At 65.5% G+C, this 16,088-nt stretch carries 14 protein-coding genes and 1 pseudogene; 9 read left to right on the forward strand and 6 right to left on the reverse strand.

Annotated elements, in window-relative coordinates:
* Positions 1 to 4 precede the first annotated feature (4 nt).
* On the reverse strand, positions 5 to 853 hold the full coding sequence (locus ACFFIC_RS10270; protein WP_377050070.1) for a branched-chain amino acid ABC transporter permease: 849 nt from the start codon (positions 851 to 853) through the stop codon (positions 5 to 7).
* Between the two features lie 86 nt (positions 854 to 939).
* Complete coding sequence (locus ACFFIC_RS10275; protein ID WP_377050071.1) at positions 940 to 2,178, reverse strand: ABC transporter substrate-binding protein; 1,239 nt, start codon at positions 2,176 to 2,178, stop codon at positions 940 to 942.
* Positions 2,179 to 2,276: 98 nt separating this feature from the next.
* Between ACFFIC_RS10275 and ACFFIC_RS10280 the strand changes: the two genes are divergently transcribed.
* The 7 genes from ACFFIC_RS10280 (at position 2,277) to ACFFIC_RS10310 (ending at position 8,455) form a co-directional block, all read left to right on the forward strand.
* The gene (locus tag ACFFIC_RS10280) at positions 2,277 to 2,969 is read left to right on the forward strand and encodes a GntR family transcriptional regulator (protein ID WP_377050072.1); all 693 of its coding nucleotides are present in this window, start codon (positions 2,277 to 2,279) and stop codon (positions 2,967 to 2,969) included.
* Positions 2,970 to 2,987: 18 nt separating this feature from the next.
* Positions 2,988 to 3,755 carry an SDR family oxidoreductase gene (locus ACFFIC_RS10285; RefSeq protein WP_377050073.1) on the forward strand — a complete coding sequence of 256 codons (768 nt, stop codon included), beginning with the start codon at positions 2,988 to 2,990 and terminating at the stop codon, positions 3,753 to 3,755.
* 254 nt (positions 3,756 to 4,009) lie between these two features.
* A complete protein-coding gene (locus ACFFIC_RS10290) occupies positions 4,010 to 4,648 on the forward strand; it encodes a hypothetical protein (protein WP_377050074.1) in 639 nt (212 codons plus the stop codon).
* A 111-nt stretch (positions 4,649 to 4,759) separates the two neighbouring features.
* Entirely contained in the window at positions 4,760 to 5,191 is a 432-nt protein-coding gene (locus ACFFIC_RS10295) for a tripartite tricarboxylate transporter substrate-binding protein (protein WP_377050075.1), read from the forward strand.
* Between the two features lie 405 nt (positions 5,192 to 5,596).
* A complete protein-coding gene (locus tag ACFFIC_RS10300) occupies positions 5,597 to 6,568 on the forward strand; it encodes a Bug family tripartite tricarboxylate transporter substrate binding protein (protein WP_377050076.1) in 972 nt (323 codons plus the stop codon).
* A gap of 26 nt (positions 6,569 to 6,594) precedes the next feature.
* The gene (locus ACFFIC_RS10305; protein ID WP_377050077.1) at positions 6,595 to 7,569 is read left to right on the forward strand and encodes a Bug family tripartite tricarboxylate transporter substrate binding protein; all 975 of its coding nucleotides are present in this window, start codon (positions 6,595 to 6,597) and stop codon (positions 7,567 to 7,569) included.
* Between the two features lie 4 nt (positions 7,570 to 7,573).
* Positions 7,574 to 8,455, forward strand: coding sequence for an amidohydrolase family protein (locus ACFFIC_RS10310; RefSeq protein ID WP_377050078.1), 882 nt, complete (start codon positions 7,574 to 7,576; stop codon positions 8,453 to 8,455).
* A 50-nt stretch (positions 8,456 to 8,505) separates the two neighbouring features.
* Here ACFFIC_RS10310 and ACFFIC_RS10315 read toward each other — a convergent pair whose 3' ends face one another.
* Positions 8,506 to 9,309: an amidohydrolase family protein gene (locus ACFFIC_RS10315; protein WP_377050079.1), complete on the reverse strand. Its 804-nt coding sequence runs from the start codon at positions 9,307 to 9,309 to the stop codon at positions 8,506 to 8,508.
* A 313-nt stretch (positions 9,310 to 9,622) separates the two neighbouring features.
* Between ACFFIC_RS10315 and ACFFIC_RS10320 the strand changes: the two are divergent.
* Positions 9,623 to 10,306 (forward strand): annotated as a pseudogene (locus tag ACFFIC_RS10320) (hypothetical protein); the annotation flags it as partial.
* Positions 10,307 to 10,574: 268 nt separating this feature from the next.
* A complete protein-coding gene (locus tag ACFFIC_RS10325; RefSeq protein ID WP_377050080.1) occupies positions 10,575 to 11,705 on the forward strand; it encodes a sensor histidine kinase in 1,131 nt (376 codons plus the stop codon).
* Positions 11,706 to 12,080: 375 nt separating this feature from the next.
* On the opposite strand, the gene ACFFIC_RS10330 is transcribed toward ACFFIC_RS10325, so the two are convergent.
* The 3 genes from ACFFIC_RS10330 to ACFFIC_RS10340 all read right to left on the reverse strand — a co-directional run bounded on the left by ACFFIC_RS10330 (position 12,081) and on the right by ACFFIC_RS10340 (position 16,070).
* Positions 12,081 to 14,549 (reverse strand): GAF domain-containing protein, encoded by a 2,469-nt coding sequence (locus tag ACFFIC_RS10330; RefSeq protein WP_377050081.1) that lies wholly within the window; start codon positions 14,547 to 14,549, stop codon positions 12,081 to 12,083.
* A 7-nt stretch (positions 14,550 to 14,556) separates the two neighbouring features.
* Positions 14,557 to 14,766 (reverse strand): type II toxin-antitoxin system ParD family antitoxin, encoded by a 210-nt coding sequence (locus ACFFIC_RS10335; RefSeq protein WP_377050082.1) that lies wholly within the window; start codon positions 14,764 to 14,766, stop codon positions 14,557 to 14,559.
* A 329-nt stretch (positions 14,767 to 15,095) separates the two neighbouring features.
* Entirely contained in the window at positions 15,096 to 16,070 is a 975-nt protein-coding gene (locus ACFFIC_RS10340) for a Bug family tripartite tricarboxylate transporter substrate binding protein (protein WP_377050083.1), read from the reverse strand.
* Positions 16,071 to 16,088: the final 18 nt, after the last annotated feature.

Raw genomic sequence — 16,088 nt, forward strand, 5'->3', positions numbered from 1 at the left:
TGCCTTATTCGAAGCGCTGGATACGTTCGCCGAACAAGCCGCGCGGGCGCAGCAGCAGGACGAGCACCATCAGCAGGTAGACGGCGGCCTCGGTGGCCGGGGGAAAGGCGTATGCGGCAAGCCCGCGCACGACGCCGACGATCATGGCCGCGCATACCACGCCCCAGAAGGAGCCTAGCCCGCCAATGACGACGACAACGAAGGCGAAGGTCAGGATCTCGGCGCCCATGGTGGGCGTGACGCCAGTGACCGGCGCCATCATGGTGCCTGCCAGGGCGGCGAGGCCCACCGCGATCATCACCACCGCCGTCATGTACGGCTTCAGCGAGATGCCAAGCGCCGCCACCATGTCCGGGTTCTGCACGCCGGCCCGCACCACGCGGCCGAAGGCAGTGCGCTTCAGCAGCAGCCACAGCCCACCGACACAGACGGCGGCGACCAGCAAGATCAGCAGCCGGTACCTGGAGTAGATGAATTCACCCAGAAAGACCTGCCCGCGCAGGAACAGCGGAATGGAGAAGGGCACCGGCGCGGCGCCGAAGATCATGCGCAGCGACTGCTCGGCGACCATCGCCAGCCCGAAGGTCAGAAGCAGGCTGAGGATCGGGTCCCCGCGGTAGAACCGGCTCAGCAGGAGGCGCTCGATCACCAGCCCGAGCAACGCCACCAGGACCGGCGACAGGATGACGGCGCCGCCAAAGCCGATGCTGGGCGCAAGGGCCACGGTCAGGTAGGCGCCGATGGCATAGAAGGCCCCATGCGCTAGGTTGACCACGCCGCCCAGGCTGAAGATCAACGAGAGGCCCAGTGCGATCAGCAGGTAGTTGGCCCCGATGAGCAGGCCGTTCAGCACCTGCTCCAGGATAAAGACGAATTCCAAGACGGACCTCCCGGGGTGGCGGGGCGCCCGCGCCGTTCAGCGCGGGCGCGGTCGACGCATCAGGCCGGGAATGTGCAGGCGTTCTCTTCCTTTGCGGCGGCCATCGTCTCCAGGCTTTCGCTGCTGACGGGCATGGCGGCGGAGGCGGTGAAGATGTCGTAGGCGTTCCTCGCCTGTCCGGCCGGGAGCGCGGTGATCGCGAACATTTCCATCATCAGCTGGTGATCGGAGGCGCGGAAATAGCCCTCACGCGACTTGGAGATGTCGAACTTGGCGCCGCTCTCAAGGTGCTCCACCACCTTGGTCGGGTCGATGCTCTTGATCTCGTTCATCGACTGCGCGATCACCTTCATTGCCGTGTAGTCGCTCCAGCCCTGGTTCTCCGGCGGGCGGTTGTACTTGGCGCGGAAGGCGGCGGTGAAGGCCTTGGCGGAGGGCGCTTCCAGCAGGTGGTGCCAGACGACAGGCCAGGTGCCAAGGAAGTTGCCTGGCCCGGCACCCCAGGCCAGCGCCGTGTCGAAGCCGAAGCCTGCGACAGGGAAGCGCAACCCGAACTCGCTGTACTGCTTCAGGAAGTTGGTGACCTGCGCGCCCGCGAGGTTGCAGATGACAACGTCCGGCCGCCCCTGCCGCAGCTTGAGCAGGAAGGGAGAGAAATCGGTCAGTTCGGTCGGGACGAGGTCGGAGCCTGCGATCGAACCGCCGTTCTCGCCCAGGTACTTGTTGGCGACACGCAGCAGGTCGTGGCCGAAGGCGTAGTCGGCGGTCAGCGCGTAGTACTTCTTGCCGCGGACAAGCCCCTGGTCGAGGATCGCGCGGCCGGCAGCCTTCACCATCATCGTGTTCTGGGATTCGGTGTGGAACATGTAGCGGCGGCAGTCGCTGCCGCGGAGTGCGTCCGAATTGGCGCCGGTGTTGATAAACAGCACCTTCTCCCGCTGCACCACCTGGCCGATCGCCAGCGCCGATGCGGAGTTGATCTCACCCACGATGCAGGCAACCTTGTCGCGCTGCGTGTAGCGTTCGGCCTTCGACGAGGCGGTCTGCGGGTTCACGCTGTCCTCGAACAGCACCTCGACCTTCCGGCCGTTGATTCCGCCGGCGGCATTGATCTGCTCGGCCGCCAGCGTCGCGGCCTGCACGGCGAACTCGCCGAGTGGGCCGAGGAAGCCGGTGCGAGGCGTCAGGTGCCCGATCTTCAGCACATCGGACTGGCCGTATGAGATCGAGGGCATCGCCAGAAGGCCGGCGCTCCCGGCCAGCAACGCGCGACGGGTCGGGCGAAGAAACTCGGTCATGGACATTCCCTTCCGGCCCCTCTTGGGAGGCTCGTTACTGCGATCTGAGATCACAATCATCATGGCAAGACCGTTCAGCCCTGTCTATGGTCATCTCGATGAACCCAGCGATCGCCGAACTGCCTCCGATGGATCGCCGCACGTTGGGCGGCACCATCTATGCCCACCTTTCGGAGCTGCTGATTTCCGGTCGCCTGGCTCCTGGCGAGAAGCTATCGCTTCGCGACAGCGCGGCGGCACTTGGTGTCTCGGTCATGCCGGTGCGCGAGGCGGTGTCGCGGCTGGTGGCCGACGGCGCCTTGGAATCTCCGCCGAACCGCGCCGTGCGCGTGCCGGTCATGACGGCGCCGCGCTTCCGCGAGCTGGCGGACACCCGCATGGCGGTCGAAGGCATGGCGGCCGGGCGCGCCGCGGTGTTGCGCACTCCGCAGCAGCTGGCTGCCATCCGCCGTGCTGAGACCGCATTCCGTACCCTTGCCCGCGAGCCGGATCCGGCACTGGCCGTGGCGCTGAACCGTGACGTGCATTTCGCCATCTATGCCGGCTGCGGCTTGCCGACACTGATGGCCATCATCGCGGGGCTGTGGCTGAAGGCAGGGCCTGTGATCAACCTGGACCTGCGTGCCAACAGCGACCGGCTGAACAGCGGCCATGCGCTACGCTGCCATGCCGAGGCGCTCGCGGCCATAGAAGCCGCCGACCCTGGCGCCGCTCAGGCCGCCATCGCCGCCGATATCAACGAGGCGGCGCAGTTCATCATCGCCCGAGGCATCCTGCCGGCGGAGCCGTGACGGAGGAAACGACAGAACATGGATCTCGCCATCGAGGGTTTGCGCGTGCTGGTAACAGCCGGCGCCAACGGGATAGGCCGCGGCATCGTCGAGGCCTTTCTGGCCGAGGGTGCCAGGGTGTTCACCTGCGATGTGGATGAAGTCGGTCTTTCCACCCTGCCTGCCGGGGTGGGTCACCGCATGGCCGATGTGGCCGACCGCGTGCAAGTGGCGTCGCTGGTGGAGGATGCGGTTGCATACCTCGGCGGGCTGGACGTGCTGGTGAACAATGCGGGAATTGCGGGGCCTACCGGCCGTGTGGAGGAGATTGCGCCGGAGGACTGGGATCGCTGCATCGAGGTCTGCCTGACCAGCCAGTTCAACTGTGCGCGTCTCGCGGTGCCGCACCTGCGGGCGAGCACGAACCCATCCATCATCAACCTGTCCTCGGCCGCTGGGCAGTTCGGCTTTGCATTGCGCAGTCCCTACTCTGCCGCGAAGTGGGGGGTGATCGGCTTCACCAAGTCGCTTGCGATCGAGCTTGGGGATGCCGGCATCCGCGTCAACGCCATTCTTCCCGGGTTGGTGGCCGGCGACCGCCAGCGGCGCGTGCTGGAGGCCAAGGCGCAGCAGCGCGGCATGCCCTTCGCGGAAGTCGAGAAGGCCGCATTCTCCTACGTCTCCATCAAGGATTATGTGACTCCGCAACAACTGGCCGACCAGATCTTGTTCCTGTGCAGCCCACGCGGGCGGACGATTTCCGGCCAGGCCATTGCTGTGGATGGTGACACACGCATGCTGGCCTGAAGGCCTATCGAGCCGGACCCGGGCCGGGTTTATCAGGGCTGCCGCAGCGGCGAGGGCGGCTGTGCGACCGTTGCCTGCGGCGGCCACGTCGGGGCGCTTGGGACCGGTTGTCTTTCTGGAAGGAGGCGGCGCTCGCTCCGGGCCTGAAGCATAGTGATACATGGAGAATGCCTGCGGAACACATGAGAAGGGGGATCGGGGTTCCGCCAGCGGAGAGCTGTCCTGGAGAAAACTCGATCGGGGAGCCCTTTGTCGTGCCAGGCGCGACCCGCACACCACGCCTCTGGCGTCCCGACCTCGCCCTGCTGTCACGCACGCGCGATCCGCACCCGCTCCTGCGAAGTGACGGTTCAACGGTCATCGAGGTGATCCGCTCCTTGCACGTGCCTTCGGGCTTGACCAACGCGGTGCCGGACCGGCAGGACCGAGAGGATGCGCGCGGCGCTGCGATTGAAGCGCCACTCGCTACGCGGCCCTTGCTGCTCGGCGGCTCACATGACACCGCTGTTCGGCGGTTTCTCAGCACTTTCGCCAGCCGCTCGACGCCAGACTACGCGATCGGGGAAGACCGCGTTGCAGGGATCGACTGGAACTTCTCCTACAATAGCACGCCCGGCAACCTGGAGGGCGTGACGGCGCCGTTGCTGGTGGTGGGGGTGACCGGCCACTATTGGATCGTCTCCGCCGGGACCGCTTACGAGCACGCTGCGAGCCGGGACAAGTCGATTGCCTTTGTCGAGGGCACAACGCATGGCTTCACGCCCTGCGAGCCTTGCGCACGATCGCCCCGACAGTTCGGCGACACGATGGCCCGCACCTTCGACCACGTCGCCGCCTGGATCGCGGCGCGCTTCGTGCCGGGTGGCGCCATTGTGAGGGAGCGGGCACTGTGAGCCCTCGCCTGGCACTGGCGCGCCGGCAGGTTCTGGCCAGCCTGGGCATTCCCGCCCTGGCGGCGCGGGCGAGGGCGCAAGCCACCTTCATCGACCGCCCGGTGCGGGATCTTGGTCGGCTATCCCGGCGGCAGTGCGACCGACATTTTCGCCCGTCTCTGCGCCGAGCGCCTCGCAGGCAGCTATGCCCCCTCTGTGGTGGTCGACAACCGTCCTGGGGCCTCCGCCAGACTGGCCGTCGAGGCGGTACGAGCCACCAATCCTGACGGAACGGCCGTCCTGTGCAGGCCGGAGAGCGTCCTGACCATCACGCCGCACATCCACCCGGCGACCACGCGCTACAACGGTCTGACGGACCTGACGCCGGTCTCGGCGGTTGCCTCCGTCCCCTTCGCCTCCTGCGTCGCCGCCAGCCATCCGTCCCGCTCGATCGATGAATTTCTCCGTTGGGCAGAGGACCAGCCGGAGGTTCCGTATAGCAGCTCAGCCACCGGCTCCACGCCGCAGCTGCTGGCTGAGTTGCTCGCGAAGCAGTGTGCCTAGCGCATAACCCACGTGTCCTATCGCGGTACGGCAGGCGCGCTCGTCGATCTCGGCGCTGGCCGGATCGCTGCTTTCATGGGTACGCTGGGTGACGTCGTCGGTGCTCACCGGGTCGGCACGCCAAGGGACCTTGCCTTGCGGCTCCATGCCAAGCGAGACCGCTGGAAGGACATCGTGCAGAGGGTCGGCTTCATTGGAGACGGGGAGTGAGGTTGCATGCCGATCCGCGGAAGGGGCGGCGGGTGTGGACTTGGAGGGGCGACAAGATTAGCACGGCGTTGTGCCTTGCGTGAGGACAGTCGGTCCGAAGAACAGCGCACCGCTGCTGGGGCAGGAGGATCTCCGATGCATCATCGTGTCACCAGTTCGGCCCGTTGCCGGGCTCCTGAAGGTAGGGTCACCAAGATGGGCTATTTCCGCCGTCGTCAGATTCTCGCCGCGGCAGGAGCGATCGCCAGCCCTTCCGTTGCCCGTGCCCAGGATGCTGGCGGCTATCCCTCCAGGCCGATCCGGATCGTGGTTGGGTTCGCCGCCGGCGGGCTGGCCGACATCACCGTGCGCATCATTGGTGAAGCGCTGTCGCAACGCCTTGGCCAGCAGATCGTGATCGACAACCGTCCGGGTGGAGCTGGTACGCCAGCCGCCATGGCGGCTGCCTCGGCCGCACCGGACGGCCATACGCTGGCCGTCCTGAGCACTGGCAACGCGATCAACAAGACCCTGTTCCGCCACTTGCCCTACGATCCCGTCGTGGATTTCGTGCCAGTGTCCTGCCTCGCGAACTTCGACCTGCTGCTGCTTGTCGCGGCGAGCTCGCGCTTGCGCAGCGTAGCGGATGTGCTCTCCGCGAAACGCGAGGGCCTTGCCATTGGCACGATCAGCCCGGGCAGTACGCAGAACCTCGCGGGAGAATGGCTGCGAGTGGCGACGGGGATCGACGCAACCATTGTGCCCTATCGTGCCACCGCAGATGTGCTGACGGCGGTGCAGCGTGACGACGTGCAGGTTGGTTTCGAGTCCTATGCGGCGGCCCGCAGCCTTCTGGACGGCGGGCAGCTCCGCGCCATCGGAAGCACGGGAGCCAAGCGCTCCAGCCTTCTTCCTGATATCCCGACCCTGCAGGAAAGTGGGTTGGCCGACTACGCGGTGGTGGGATGGAACGCGTTGTTCGCTCCAGCCCGCACGCCCCGGCCCATTGTCGAACTGCTGAACCGCCACGTTGTTGACGTTCTTCAGACGCGGGAAGTCAAAATGCGCCTGCTGGACCTGGGTATCGAGCCCGCGCCGGGCACGGCAGCGGCGATGGGCGAGCTCCTGCATCGCGATGTGGCGACCTGGGCGAGCGTCATCGAGAAGGCGAACATCCAGCGGCAGTGAAGCGCCGCACCGGAGGAAATCCCAGAATGAGCGAATTCACCCTTGCCCGCCGGACGCTGTTCGGCGCGGCCGGTATCGCGCTTGCCTACCCGGCGCGGGCCGCGAGCTATCCCGACCGCCCGATCCGGCTGGTGGTGCCGTTCCCGCCAGGTGGCACGGTGGATGTCACCGCGCGGCCCATTGCTGCAGCCGTGTCCGAGACGCTGGGACACCCCATTATCATCGACAATCAGCCAGGCGCCGGCGGTAATGTCGGCACGCAGCGTGTCGCGCGTGCGGCGGCGGACGGATACACCCTGCTGTTCACGGCACCTAACCACACGATCAACCCGGGGTTGATGCCGAATGCTGGGTTCGACGCGCAAAGGGATTTCGTGCCGATCTCCCTTTGCGCGCAAATTCCCGAGATCCTGGTCTGCCACAAGGACGCACCGTTCCGGACTTTCCAGGAGTTTGTCTCCTACGCCCGCGCCCATCCGCGTGAGTTGACCTACTCCTCCGCCGGCATCGGTTCGCATCCGCACGTGACAATGGAGCTGATGCTGCACCGTCTGGGCCTGGAGGTGCTGCACGTGCCGTATCGCGGCGCCGCGCCAGCTTTTACGGACCTTGTCGCGGGCCGCGTGCAGCTGAAGCTGGACTCCTATGCCACTTCCACGGCGCAGATTGAGGCCGGTGCCATTCGCGTGCTCGCGATCGCCAGCCCGCAAAGGTCCGCTGTCGCCCCGGATGTGCCGACGGTCGCAGAGATGGGCCTGCCTGGATTTGAAGGCATCTTGTGGATGGGCTATCTCGCGCCCGCCGGCACGCCACCCGAGGTTGTGAGCCGCGTCGCGAAAGCGGTGCAAGAGGCTGTCAGGTCTCAGGCGCTCGGGACGGTACTTGCCCAGCAGGGGGCGGAGGCCGTCGGCAGCAGCCCCGAAGCCTTTGCCGCCAGGATCGCGCGGGAGATCCCCCAGTGGCGCGACGTGATACGCGACGCGAACATCCGCCCGGAGTAGATCGATGAGCCCACCACTGACCCCCCCGCCCGATCCCAACCCGAGAACACCACGGTTGCGCTGTCCGCCCGGTTCGGTCGACTGCCAAGTTCATCTGTTTGGACCGGCGACCGAGTATCCGTTCGATCCCGGCAGCAAGTATGTGTCGGCAGACATGCTGCCCGAAGAATCGATCCGTATCCAGGACATCCTGGGGCTGGACCACGCCGTGATCGTAAGCGGCGGAGGCTACGGAATGGACACGCGCCACCTTTGCGACACGCTGCAGCGTTTTCCCGAGCGCTTCCGGGGCGTGGCCCTGCTGCCGGCTGACACGCCGCAGGCGGAAATGGAGCGCCTGCACGGCCTCGGGGTGCGCGGAACCCGCTTCGTCAGCCCGCGCCACGGCACGCATCTTCCGCAGATATCCGAACGCGTCGCGGCTATCGCGGCCGAGCTTGGCTGGGTTACACAATTCTACCCGGGCCAGGGCGAGCTGGAGGGCTTCGCTGACCGGCTCCTTGAACTGCCTGGGCGCATCGTACTGGACCACTTCGCGGCCATTCCGGCGTCGGGCGGGACGGGGCAGGCCGCGTTCACGACCTTGCTTCGCATGCTCGACACCGGGCGGGTCTGGGTGCGGATATCTGGCCCGATGCGCTGCACAAAGGAGGACTTTCCCTATCCCTCCGTCACGCCGATTGCCCAGGCGCTTGTCGCTCATGCACCGGAGCGTCTGGTCTGGGGGTCAGACTGGCCCCATGTGAACATGGCTGGCAGGGTCATGCCCAATGACGGCGACTTGCTCGACCTCTTGCTGGAATGGGTGCCGGACGAGGTTGTGCGCAACCGTATCTTGTCGGACCAGGCGCGGGACCTATACGACTTTCCCGCACCATCCGTGTGACAGCGCCGGTGAAGTTCCTGGCCGGCGCCGTCAGATGAACCCACGGAGTGTCAGTCGCTGAAGTACAGGCGGAGTGGCGTTTCTCCCGCGATCTGCTGGCGCACGCGCTCATCCTGTACCCAGTCGGCCAGCGTGGCGATCGCGTCGGCGTAAGTCACGCGGTCCTCGAAGGCGGCGAACGGCCAATCGCTTCCCCAGACCAGGCGTTCACCCCCGGCCACGTTTAGCAGAGCCGCCGCGTAGTCGCGGGCGGCCTGCGCGGATGGCATGCGGTAGCCCGCGGAAATCTTCACCCATGTATTGCCTCGCTCCACAGCCGCCAGCATCGCTTTGAAACCGGGTGCGTTTACCCCCTGGTGGGGATCCGGCCGGCCGAAATGATCGATCACCAGCTTCACGCCCGCCGCCTCCGTTCCCTCGATCACAGCGGGCAGGTCATGGCTTTCCGCGAGAACGTGCACATGCCAGTCCAGGTCACGCACCCGGCGCAGCAGGCGTTGATATTCCGCGGACCTCAGGTCGGGCGGGCTTGCGACGTGCCGATAGAAGATCCGGATACCGACGATACCGTCCTCTTTCATCCTCTCCATACGATAGAAGTCTGCGTCGGGTGCGAGGATGACGGTACCTCGCAGGCGTTTGTGCTTGCGCGTCGCGCGGATTGTGTAGTCGTTGTATTCTCCATACATGCTTGCGGCCGCGATCACGCCGAAGGTGACACCGTGGGTGTCCATGATCTTCAGGAACCCTTCTGGTGTGGCGTCGAAGGGCGGCTGATGCCAGGCGCTGGCCACGCGGGGCATGTCGGTGGTGTAAAGGTGGAAGTGGCTGTCGATAATCGGGTGTGTCGTCATACGCGTTGGGCCTTGCCCCTCCCCAGCTTGCGCCGGCACTGCGGGCGGCGTGTGAGACAGGACTAGATCAGTAAGGCCTCTGAGCATCAAGCCACCGACCACTCAGCGGCGGTGGTGCCGGCGCGGAGCGGCCTTGTTGCATAATCCTTGCACGTGGGCCTGCATGGGCAAGGTGCCGACATAGAGCGAGCGTCCCAGGGCGCGTTATGGCCGCGGAAGTGGCGTGAGTACGACCGAGGGCTGATCGCACGCGGTGACCTGTGTGGTCTGGACCTCGCCCGATCTGACCTGACGTACCGAGGAGGGCACGGGCAGGAGAGGTCGGCCTCAGGTCTTCACGGATGCGGCGATCCAGACGTTGCTGACGCTGCAGGTGCTGTGCCGGCGACCATTGCGGGCGGCGCAGGGGATGGCGGGGGGGGACGATCCGTCTGGCTGGACCCGGTTGGAAGGCGCCGCACCACGGCACTCTCTCGCAACGGCAGAATGGCTTGGCGGTGGAGATCCCCTAACGCGCCCGGGACGGGTTCTTGCACCTCGACATCGACAGCACCGGGTTGAAGGTGCTCGGCGAAGGCGAGTGGAAGGTCCGGAAGCATGGGACCGACAAGCGCCGGGGCCCTGGCGCAAGGTCCGCCTGATGATCGATGCAGGCAGCCGAGAGGTGCGGGCCGTTGAGATGACCGGTGACCGGCACTGTGATGGCGAGATCGTGCCGGGCCTGCTGGCGCAACGGCAAGCCATGGAAGGGGGGACCACCAGAGCGACCGAGCGCAACCAAACGCTCCGCGCCATCAGGCACCTCGGGCGACGGCTGTGGCAGCGTTGGGGCGGCTATCGCCGGCGAAGGTCTGGCCGAGACGGCGATGTCATGCCTCAAGCGCCTCGGCGAGCGTCTGGCTGCACGCGGCCCACCCCGTCAGGTCGCCAAGGTTCAGATCCGCTGTGCCGTCCTGAACACCTTCAACGCCTTCGGGATGCCCGACACCGTCGCTGAGGCCTGGTCAAACCGTCAACGACCAAAACACGTCCTCAGCTTGATTGCTGCAACCGCACCGTTTCCGGCCGTTAGTGGGGTTGGAAAAGGTTGCAAGGTCGGGCGTTGCCCTGTCCATTCGTGTGGTTCGACACGCATGGGCGGAGCTGCAATCGGTTGATCCCTGCAACTAAGCCGCTGGGCACCGCTTAAGGTTCCGATCTTGTCTGCGCATGGTCAGCGCTACTCCACTCGCTCCGCAGCAGGTTTTTGGCACAGGAAATGGGCAATGCCTCAAAAACCCGACTCCTGGCTTGAGCGCCTGCAGGGCTCGCCCAAAGCACTGCGTGTGATCAGTACGCTTGTGCTGCCGCTTCTCATCCCGTTGCTCGGTCAGGCTTATCCTGGCGCGCTTTCGCCAATACACCTTCACCTTGTTCTCCTTGCCAGCGTTGTGCTCGCCGCCCTCCTTCTTGGGCTTGCAGCGGGCTTGGCATACGCCGCCCTTGGGTTTGCGGCGATGCTTTGGTGGGCCTTTCAGATCGATGCCTCGGGCTTCCTGGCTCTCAGCGCCGGATCCGTTCTGGACGCATTCTTGTGGTTCGCACTGGCCAAGCTCATCGTGGTGCTCGTTGCCTTGCCCCAGGCCGTCATCGCACGTTTGCTGGAGGCAGGGCGACAGGCAGGTCTGGAGAGTGCTCGCAAGGAGCTGCTATTCAGCGAAATGTCCCATCGGGTCAGCAACGATATCAGTTCCGTGGTGGGCCTGCTGCATATGCAGGCCGGGATGGACCCAGAGGCAGCCACCGCGCTGAATGCCGCCGCTGACCGGGTGCTCATGCTGGGACGCGTGCACGCGCGCTTGTCGCGCAGCGGTGCGCCTGATGCTGTCATCGACAGCCGGTTGTTTCTGGAGGGTTTGCTGGCGGACCTCAGGGCGAGTTTGAATGGCGTGCGGCCAGTTTCGCTTGTCGTGGAGGCAGAGGCACATTCCTTACCGCTGGCACGCGCGGGAGACATTGGTCTCGTTGTGAATGAACTCGTCACCAACGCGCTCAAGCATGCTTTTCCGGAAGGCAGAGAGGGGGTAGTGCGCGTGACTTTTCGCCGCGTGGGCAACCTTTTTCATCTATCCGTCGCTGACGATGGGATCGGCTTGTCCCCAGGACGGCAGATGCCGCCTGGCGAAGGCTTGGGGCTCGGCAGCCGCATTCTCCGAGCATTGGCAGCCCAACTGGGCGGGCGTCTGGATATGGAGAGCGGCAAGGTCGCGGGTAGCGTCTGCCTTCTACAATTCCCTGTCCCAACGCCTTCACCCAGCGATACGGCAGATGCCGGCAGGACGCCGAAGGCGGGAATTTCCCGCCGCTTATGGAGCAATCGAGCGACACGTTTCTGGCAGTTTCGCAAGAAATACTGAGGGCGCCCCTCGTCGCTACGACAAAACTGAACGACTTCGCTTCCTGCGCCTTGATCTCGAGGTGCTGGAACGCATCACCAGCCAGACCGCTCCTCACTCCGATAAATGCCTGCCGAGGTACTCGGCGCCAACCTCAATTCAAATGCACACCGCCTGATCCCTGTTGATTGTGGCTTATGCCGGGTGAATAGCGTGCTTTCCCGCAGCTTCGAAGAAGTCGCCTTGCAGAGTGCTCTGCCTAAACTCTGCACGAAGATGTCCAGCAAGCCCCTCGATCGGGCACAGGCCCGGTCCGAACCATTGGTTGACCTGGCCGATCTTGTGAATGACATCGTCGCGGCTCTAAATTCCTGTGGCGCGAAATTCCATGGTTGTTCATGTCGAATGAGGAGGTTTGGAAGCTCCACGGGAGAGCGGAACCTCGATATCGCAAACCAGCCCGCACCGTCTCCAGGCAAGGACCACTGTTCCACCAAGTTGCTTTTGAACGGTACCCTCCAGGACCCGCGAGCCAAAACCCCGGCGTTCCGGCGCTCCGGTCAGAACAGGCCCGGCTGTTTCAGTCCAGCGCAGGTGGAGCGTGCTCCGGCGATCACCCATGAGGCGCCATGAGATCGTTAAATGCCCCGCCGGCACCGATAGAGCACCGTATTTTACCGCGTTCGTAGCGAGTTCATGCAGTGCCATCGCGAGTGGCTGCGCTGCTCCTGCGGGCAGTGACACAGCGGAGCCCCGCAACTCCGCGACGGGACCATCGACGGAGTTGCTCGTCAGGAATGGTGCCAGTTCGCCCCGCAGCAGTGTTTCCAGATCGGCGCCAGCCCATCGGTCCTCCGCCAGCAGCGTTTGTGCGCGGGCGAGTGCGCCCACACGCCCCTCGACGGCTTGTACGTAGCTCGGCTGATCCGGCGCTTTCGTCAGGCGCAGTGCGGCCTGTACCACGGACAGGGCATTCTTTGCCCGGTGATCCACCTCGCGGACGAGCAGCACCTGGCGTTCCTCAGCGAGCGCCCTTTCGATGGCGGCCCAGGTGCGCTCGGCGACACCGCGAACAAAAGCGATTTCCTCCATGGACCAGACGCGCGGTACTGCATCGTGGACGAATAGAATGGCCGCGACCCGCCCGTTGCCGATGAGAGGGACATGCAGCGCGGCGCGGACGCCGATTGCGGAGTAGCTCGCTGTAAACGCCGTTGTCCGTTCGTCGGACGCGACATCGGTCAGCGCTATGGCCTCGCCGCGCTGCATGGTCTCCACAAAGCCAGGCCAGTACTCCGCGAGGGACCATTCTCCCACAACACTTGCCACGCCGGGTGCGGTCCATTCCCGCTCCACGCGGATGAAATCTTCCGTTGCGTACATCGTCCCGTAGCCCGCGCGCGAGACGCCAAGGATCCGTCCCATGATCTCGGCTGCAGCCCCGGCGATCTCGGTGGATTCCTTGAGGTCAACAAGCTTGTCGCCCAGCTCCACCAGGCCGGCCAGTCGTGTCTCCGCAGCCTTGCGCTTGGTGATGTTAAGGAAAAGTGCAGCGAACCGTCCTGGCTCCGTGCGGTAAGCGAAGACTTCGAAATGCCGGTCCAGAGCTGCGAGCCTGAGCTCGAAATGGGCTGGTTCGCCGGTTTCGGCGACCCGCCCGCAGGTCTCAACCCAGAACGGCTCAATGCCGGGGATCGCATCACTCGCGAGGCGCCCCACGACAGCGTCCGGTGGCAGGCCGGTGAGGCGCTCCCACGCAGCGTTGATTTCGAGGTACCGGAAGTCGATGGGCGCGCCGCTCTGGTCGTGCACCATCTCGCACAGCGCAAAGCCTTCGTGCATCGCCTCGAACAACCCGCGCCAGCGGGCCTCGCTTTCCCGGAGCGCGACCTCCGTCCGGGCCTGTTCCACAGCAGCCCAGGTTCTCTCGGCCGTCTCGCCCACAAGGACTGCATCCCCGGTGGCCCAGCGCCGCGGGCCCGGATTCCGGAGGTAGAGAACGGCCCTAAGCCGTCCAGCCTTCACGAGCGGCGCGGCAATCAGCGCACGACAGCCTATGCTGCTCCAGGTCGAGGCAAAGGCGGACCCCACACGCGGGTCCAGATAGCAATCCTCGACAACAAGCGTCCGTCCCGCTTTGAGCTCTGCGATGGCTGCTGGACCGAAAGCCTCGAGAAGTCGGGTCTCGCCAGCGATCAGCGCTCCGGTGGCACCGCGCCGTCTTTCACGCTCAAAGGACACCCGCTCCTGCCGGGCGTCGATCTCACCGTAGCCTGCCAGCGCGTTGAAATGCCGGCCCAGCGCATCGGCCGCCGCTTCCGTGACCTCGCGCGCGTCGGCCAGGCCGCGGAGCCGCTCCTCAAGCGTCAGGAGGAACGTCCGCCGCCGCTCAACCAGAACCTGACCCGTGGTCTCTGTGCAGGCGCAGAACATACCGCCGATGCCGCCTGTTTCATCGCGGACAGGGGAGTAGGAGAAGGTGTACCAGGTATCCTCGGGAAAGCCATTCCGCTCCATCAGGAGGTGAAGGTTTTCCGACCAGGTGGCCTCGCCGGACAAGGCGCGCTCCGTCAGCGGCTCGATATCGGTCCAGATCTCCTCCCAAACCTTTCGGAAGGGCATGCCAAGAGCAGTCGGGTGCTTCGCACCAAGGATTGGGATGTAAGCATCGTTGTAGAGAAACGTCAGCTCGGATCCCCAGGCGATGAACATGGGGTGCCCGGAACTGATCATGAGGCTTACAGCGGTGCGCAACGACTGTGGCCATGTTTCCGGCAGTCCGAGTGGTGATGCCTTCCAGTCATGGGCTCGCATGCGGGTGCCCATCCCGCCTCCACCGGTCAGGAAGGCATGGCCAAAGAACATGAGGCTTTCAGGTCCTCGCTGCAGCCGGCCTGGTATGGCGCCGGGATGCTCGCCTCTGCGTCTTCTGAGACCGGGGACCCTCCGCATCCTCGAGAAGGCGTAATCCAGCGCGGACGACTTCGCTGGCACTGCGATAGCGTCCGATCATCACGCGCTCTTCGATGAACACCTCAAGCTCTGGCGTCAGGGAAACGTTGCGGGTCTTGCGGATGGGCATGGGTCATCACACAACTCAACCGAGGGTTGTGTCAATCTTTGCTTTGAAGGTCTGTGCCATCTGTCCTCGACGACCTCGCATGGATGGGCCCAGGGAAGCAGCCGACCCGCTGGCCTTTCTTGCGAAGGGTGGGTCCTCCTTCGCTGCTCGCCGGCTGGTGGCACCATACCGGCTGACCATCCCCATGACGGGGGCGTGTACATGGTTGGTGGGGCACGGCTGCGGCCTGGCCTGGAGCCGACCGGGCAGACCGCGTCCGGAACAGTGCCCGCAGCGGCCCCGCCGCCAGGGCGTAACACCCTCCCGGGCTGGTCCTCAGCCCAGGGTGACTATTCCGCCGAGATCTTGGCGGCGGTGATGATGCCCTTGTAGACCGCAGACTCCCGGGCGATCCGTCCAGCCATGTCCGTGGGGCTGCCGCCGATGCCGCTGATCCCGATCCTCTCCATCAATGCGATCACCTCCGGCGTTCTCAGCGCCTCGTTGATCCCCTGATTGAGGCCCTCGATGACGTGGGCGGGCGTGGAGACCGGGGCAGCGAAGCCTGTCCAGGATGTCAGGGTCAGATCGCCGTGGCCCAACTCCGTGGCGGTGGGCACGGTGGGCAGAAGTCGGGAACGGGCAGGACCAGTGCTCATCAGCGCCACGGCACGGCCGCCCTCCACATGCGGGACCACATTGGCCACGGCTTCGAAGAACAGGTCCACCTGGCCGCCGATGAGGTCGTTCATGGCGGGCGCGCCGCCGCGATAGGGCACGTGGGTCAGCTCCGCCCCCGTCGCCCGGGCGAAGACCTCGCCCAGGAGGTGCGGCAGGCTGCCGCTGCCCGCGGAGGCGTAGGTGATGCGCCCGGGCGAGCGCCGCGCGGCTGCAACCACGTCCGCAACGGAGGCGTAGCCGCTTCGGGAATGGGTGGTCAGCACCATCGGCCCCTCGGAGGCCACCGCCACGGGTGCAAAGGAGGCAGCGGGGTCGTAGCCTGCATTCGCGTACACGAAGGGGGCGATGACGAAGGTGCTGGTCGTGCCGAACAGCAGCGTGTACCCGTCGGCCGCGGTGCGCGCCACATACTGGGCGCCGATGGTGCTGCCGGCACCGGTGCGGTTCTCCAGCACGAAGGGCTGGCCTAGCCTGCGCTGCAGGTGCAGCGCCACGGCTCGCCCCAGTGGGTCTGACTGACCGCCCGCGGCGAAGGGGTTGATGATCGTCACCGGCCGGTCCGGGTAGCCGGTCGCCCGGGCACGCCGTGAAAGCAGAAGCGCTGCCGCGCTGGCGCCCAGCCCCCGCCTTGTGATCGTGGCCATGTTTCCTCCTCCGTTCTC

The organism is Muricoccus vinaceus, assembly GCF_042433125.1.
Classification (GTDB): Bacteria; Pseudomonadota; Alphaproteobacteria; order Acetobacterales; family Acetobacteraceae; genus Roseomonas; species Roseomonas vinacea.

What these genes read in the sequence shown, in the direction of transcription:
- ACFFIC_RS10275 (WP_377050071.1), bottom strand. Translation starts at nt 2,178, where the DNA reads ATGACCGAGTTTCTTCGCCCGACCCGTCGCGCGTTGCTGGCCGGGAGC.
- ACFFIC_RS10280 (WP_377050072.1), top strand. Translation starts at nt 2,277, where the DNA reads ATGAACCCAGCGATCGCCGAACTGCCTCCGATGGATCGCCGCACGTTG.
- ACFFIC_RS10285 (WP_377050073.1), top strand. Translation starts at nt 2,988, where the DNA reads ATGGATCTCGCCATCGAGGGTTTGCGCGTGCTGGTAACAGCCGGCGCC.
- ACFFIC_RS10300 (WP_377050076.1), top strand. Translation starts at nt 5,597, where the DNA reads ATGGGCTATTTCCGCCGTCGTCAGATTCTCGCCGCGGCAGGAGCGATC.
- ACFFIC_RS10305 (WP_377050077.1), top strand. Translation starts at nt 6,595, where the DNA reads ATGAGCGAATTCACCCTTGCCCGCCGGACGCTGTTCGGCGCGGCCGGT.
- ACFFIC_RS10310 (WP_377050078.1), top strand. Translation starts at nt 7,574, where the DNA reads ATGAGCCCACCACTGACCCCCCCGCCCGATCCCAACCCGAGAACACCA.
- ACFFIC_RS10315 (WP_377050079.1), bottom strand. Translation starts at nt 9,309, where the DNA reads ATGACGACACACCCGATTATCGACAGCCACTTCCACCTTTACACCACC.
- ACFFIC_RS10325 (WP_377050080.1), top strand. Translation starts at nt 10,575, where the DNA reads ATGCCTCAAAAACCCGACTCCTGGCTTGAGCGCCTGCAGGGCTCGCCC.
- ACFFIC_RS10330 (WP_377050081.1), bottom strand. Translation starts at nt 14,549, where the DNA reads ATGTTCTTTGGCCATGCCTTCCTGACCGGTGGAGGCGGGATGGGCACC.
- ACFFIC_RS10335 (WP_377050082.1), bottom strand. Translation starts at nt 14,766, where the DNA reads ATGCCCATCCGCAAGACCCGCAACGTTTCCCTGACGCCAGAGCTTGAG.
- ACFFIC_RS10340 (WP_377050083.1), bottom strand. Translation starts at nt 16,070, where the DNA reads ATGGCCACGATCACAAGGCGGGGGCTGGGCGCCAGCGCGGCAGCGCTT.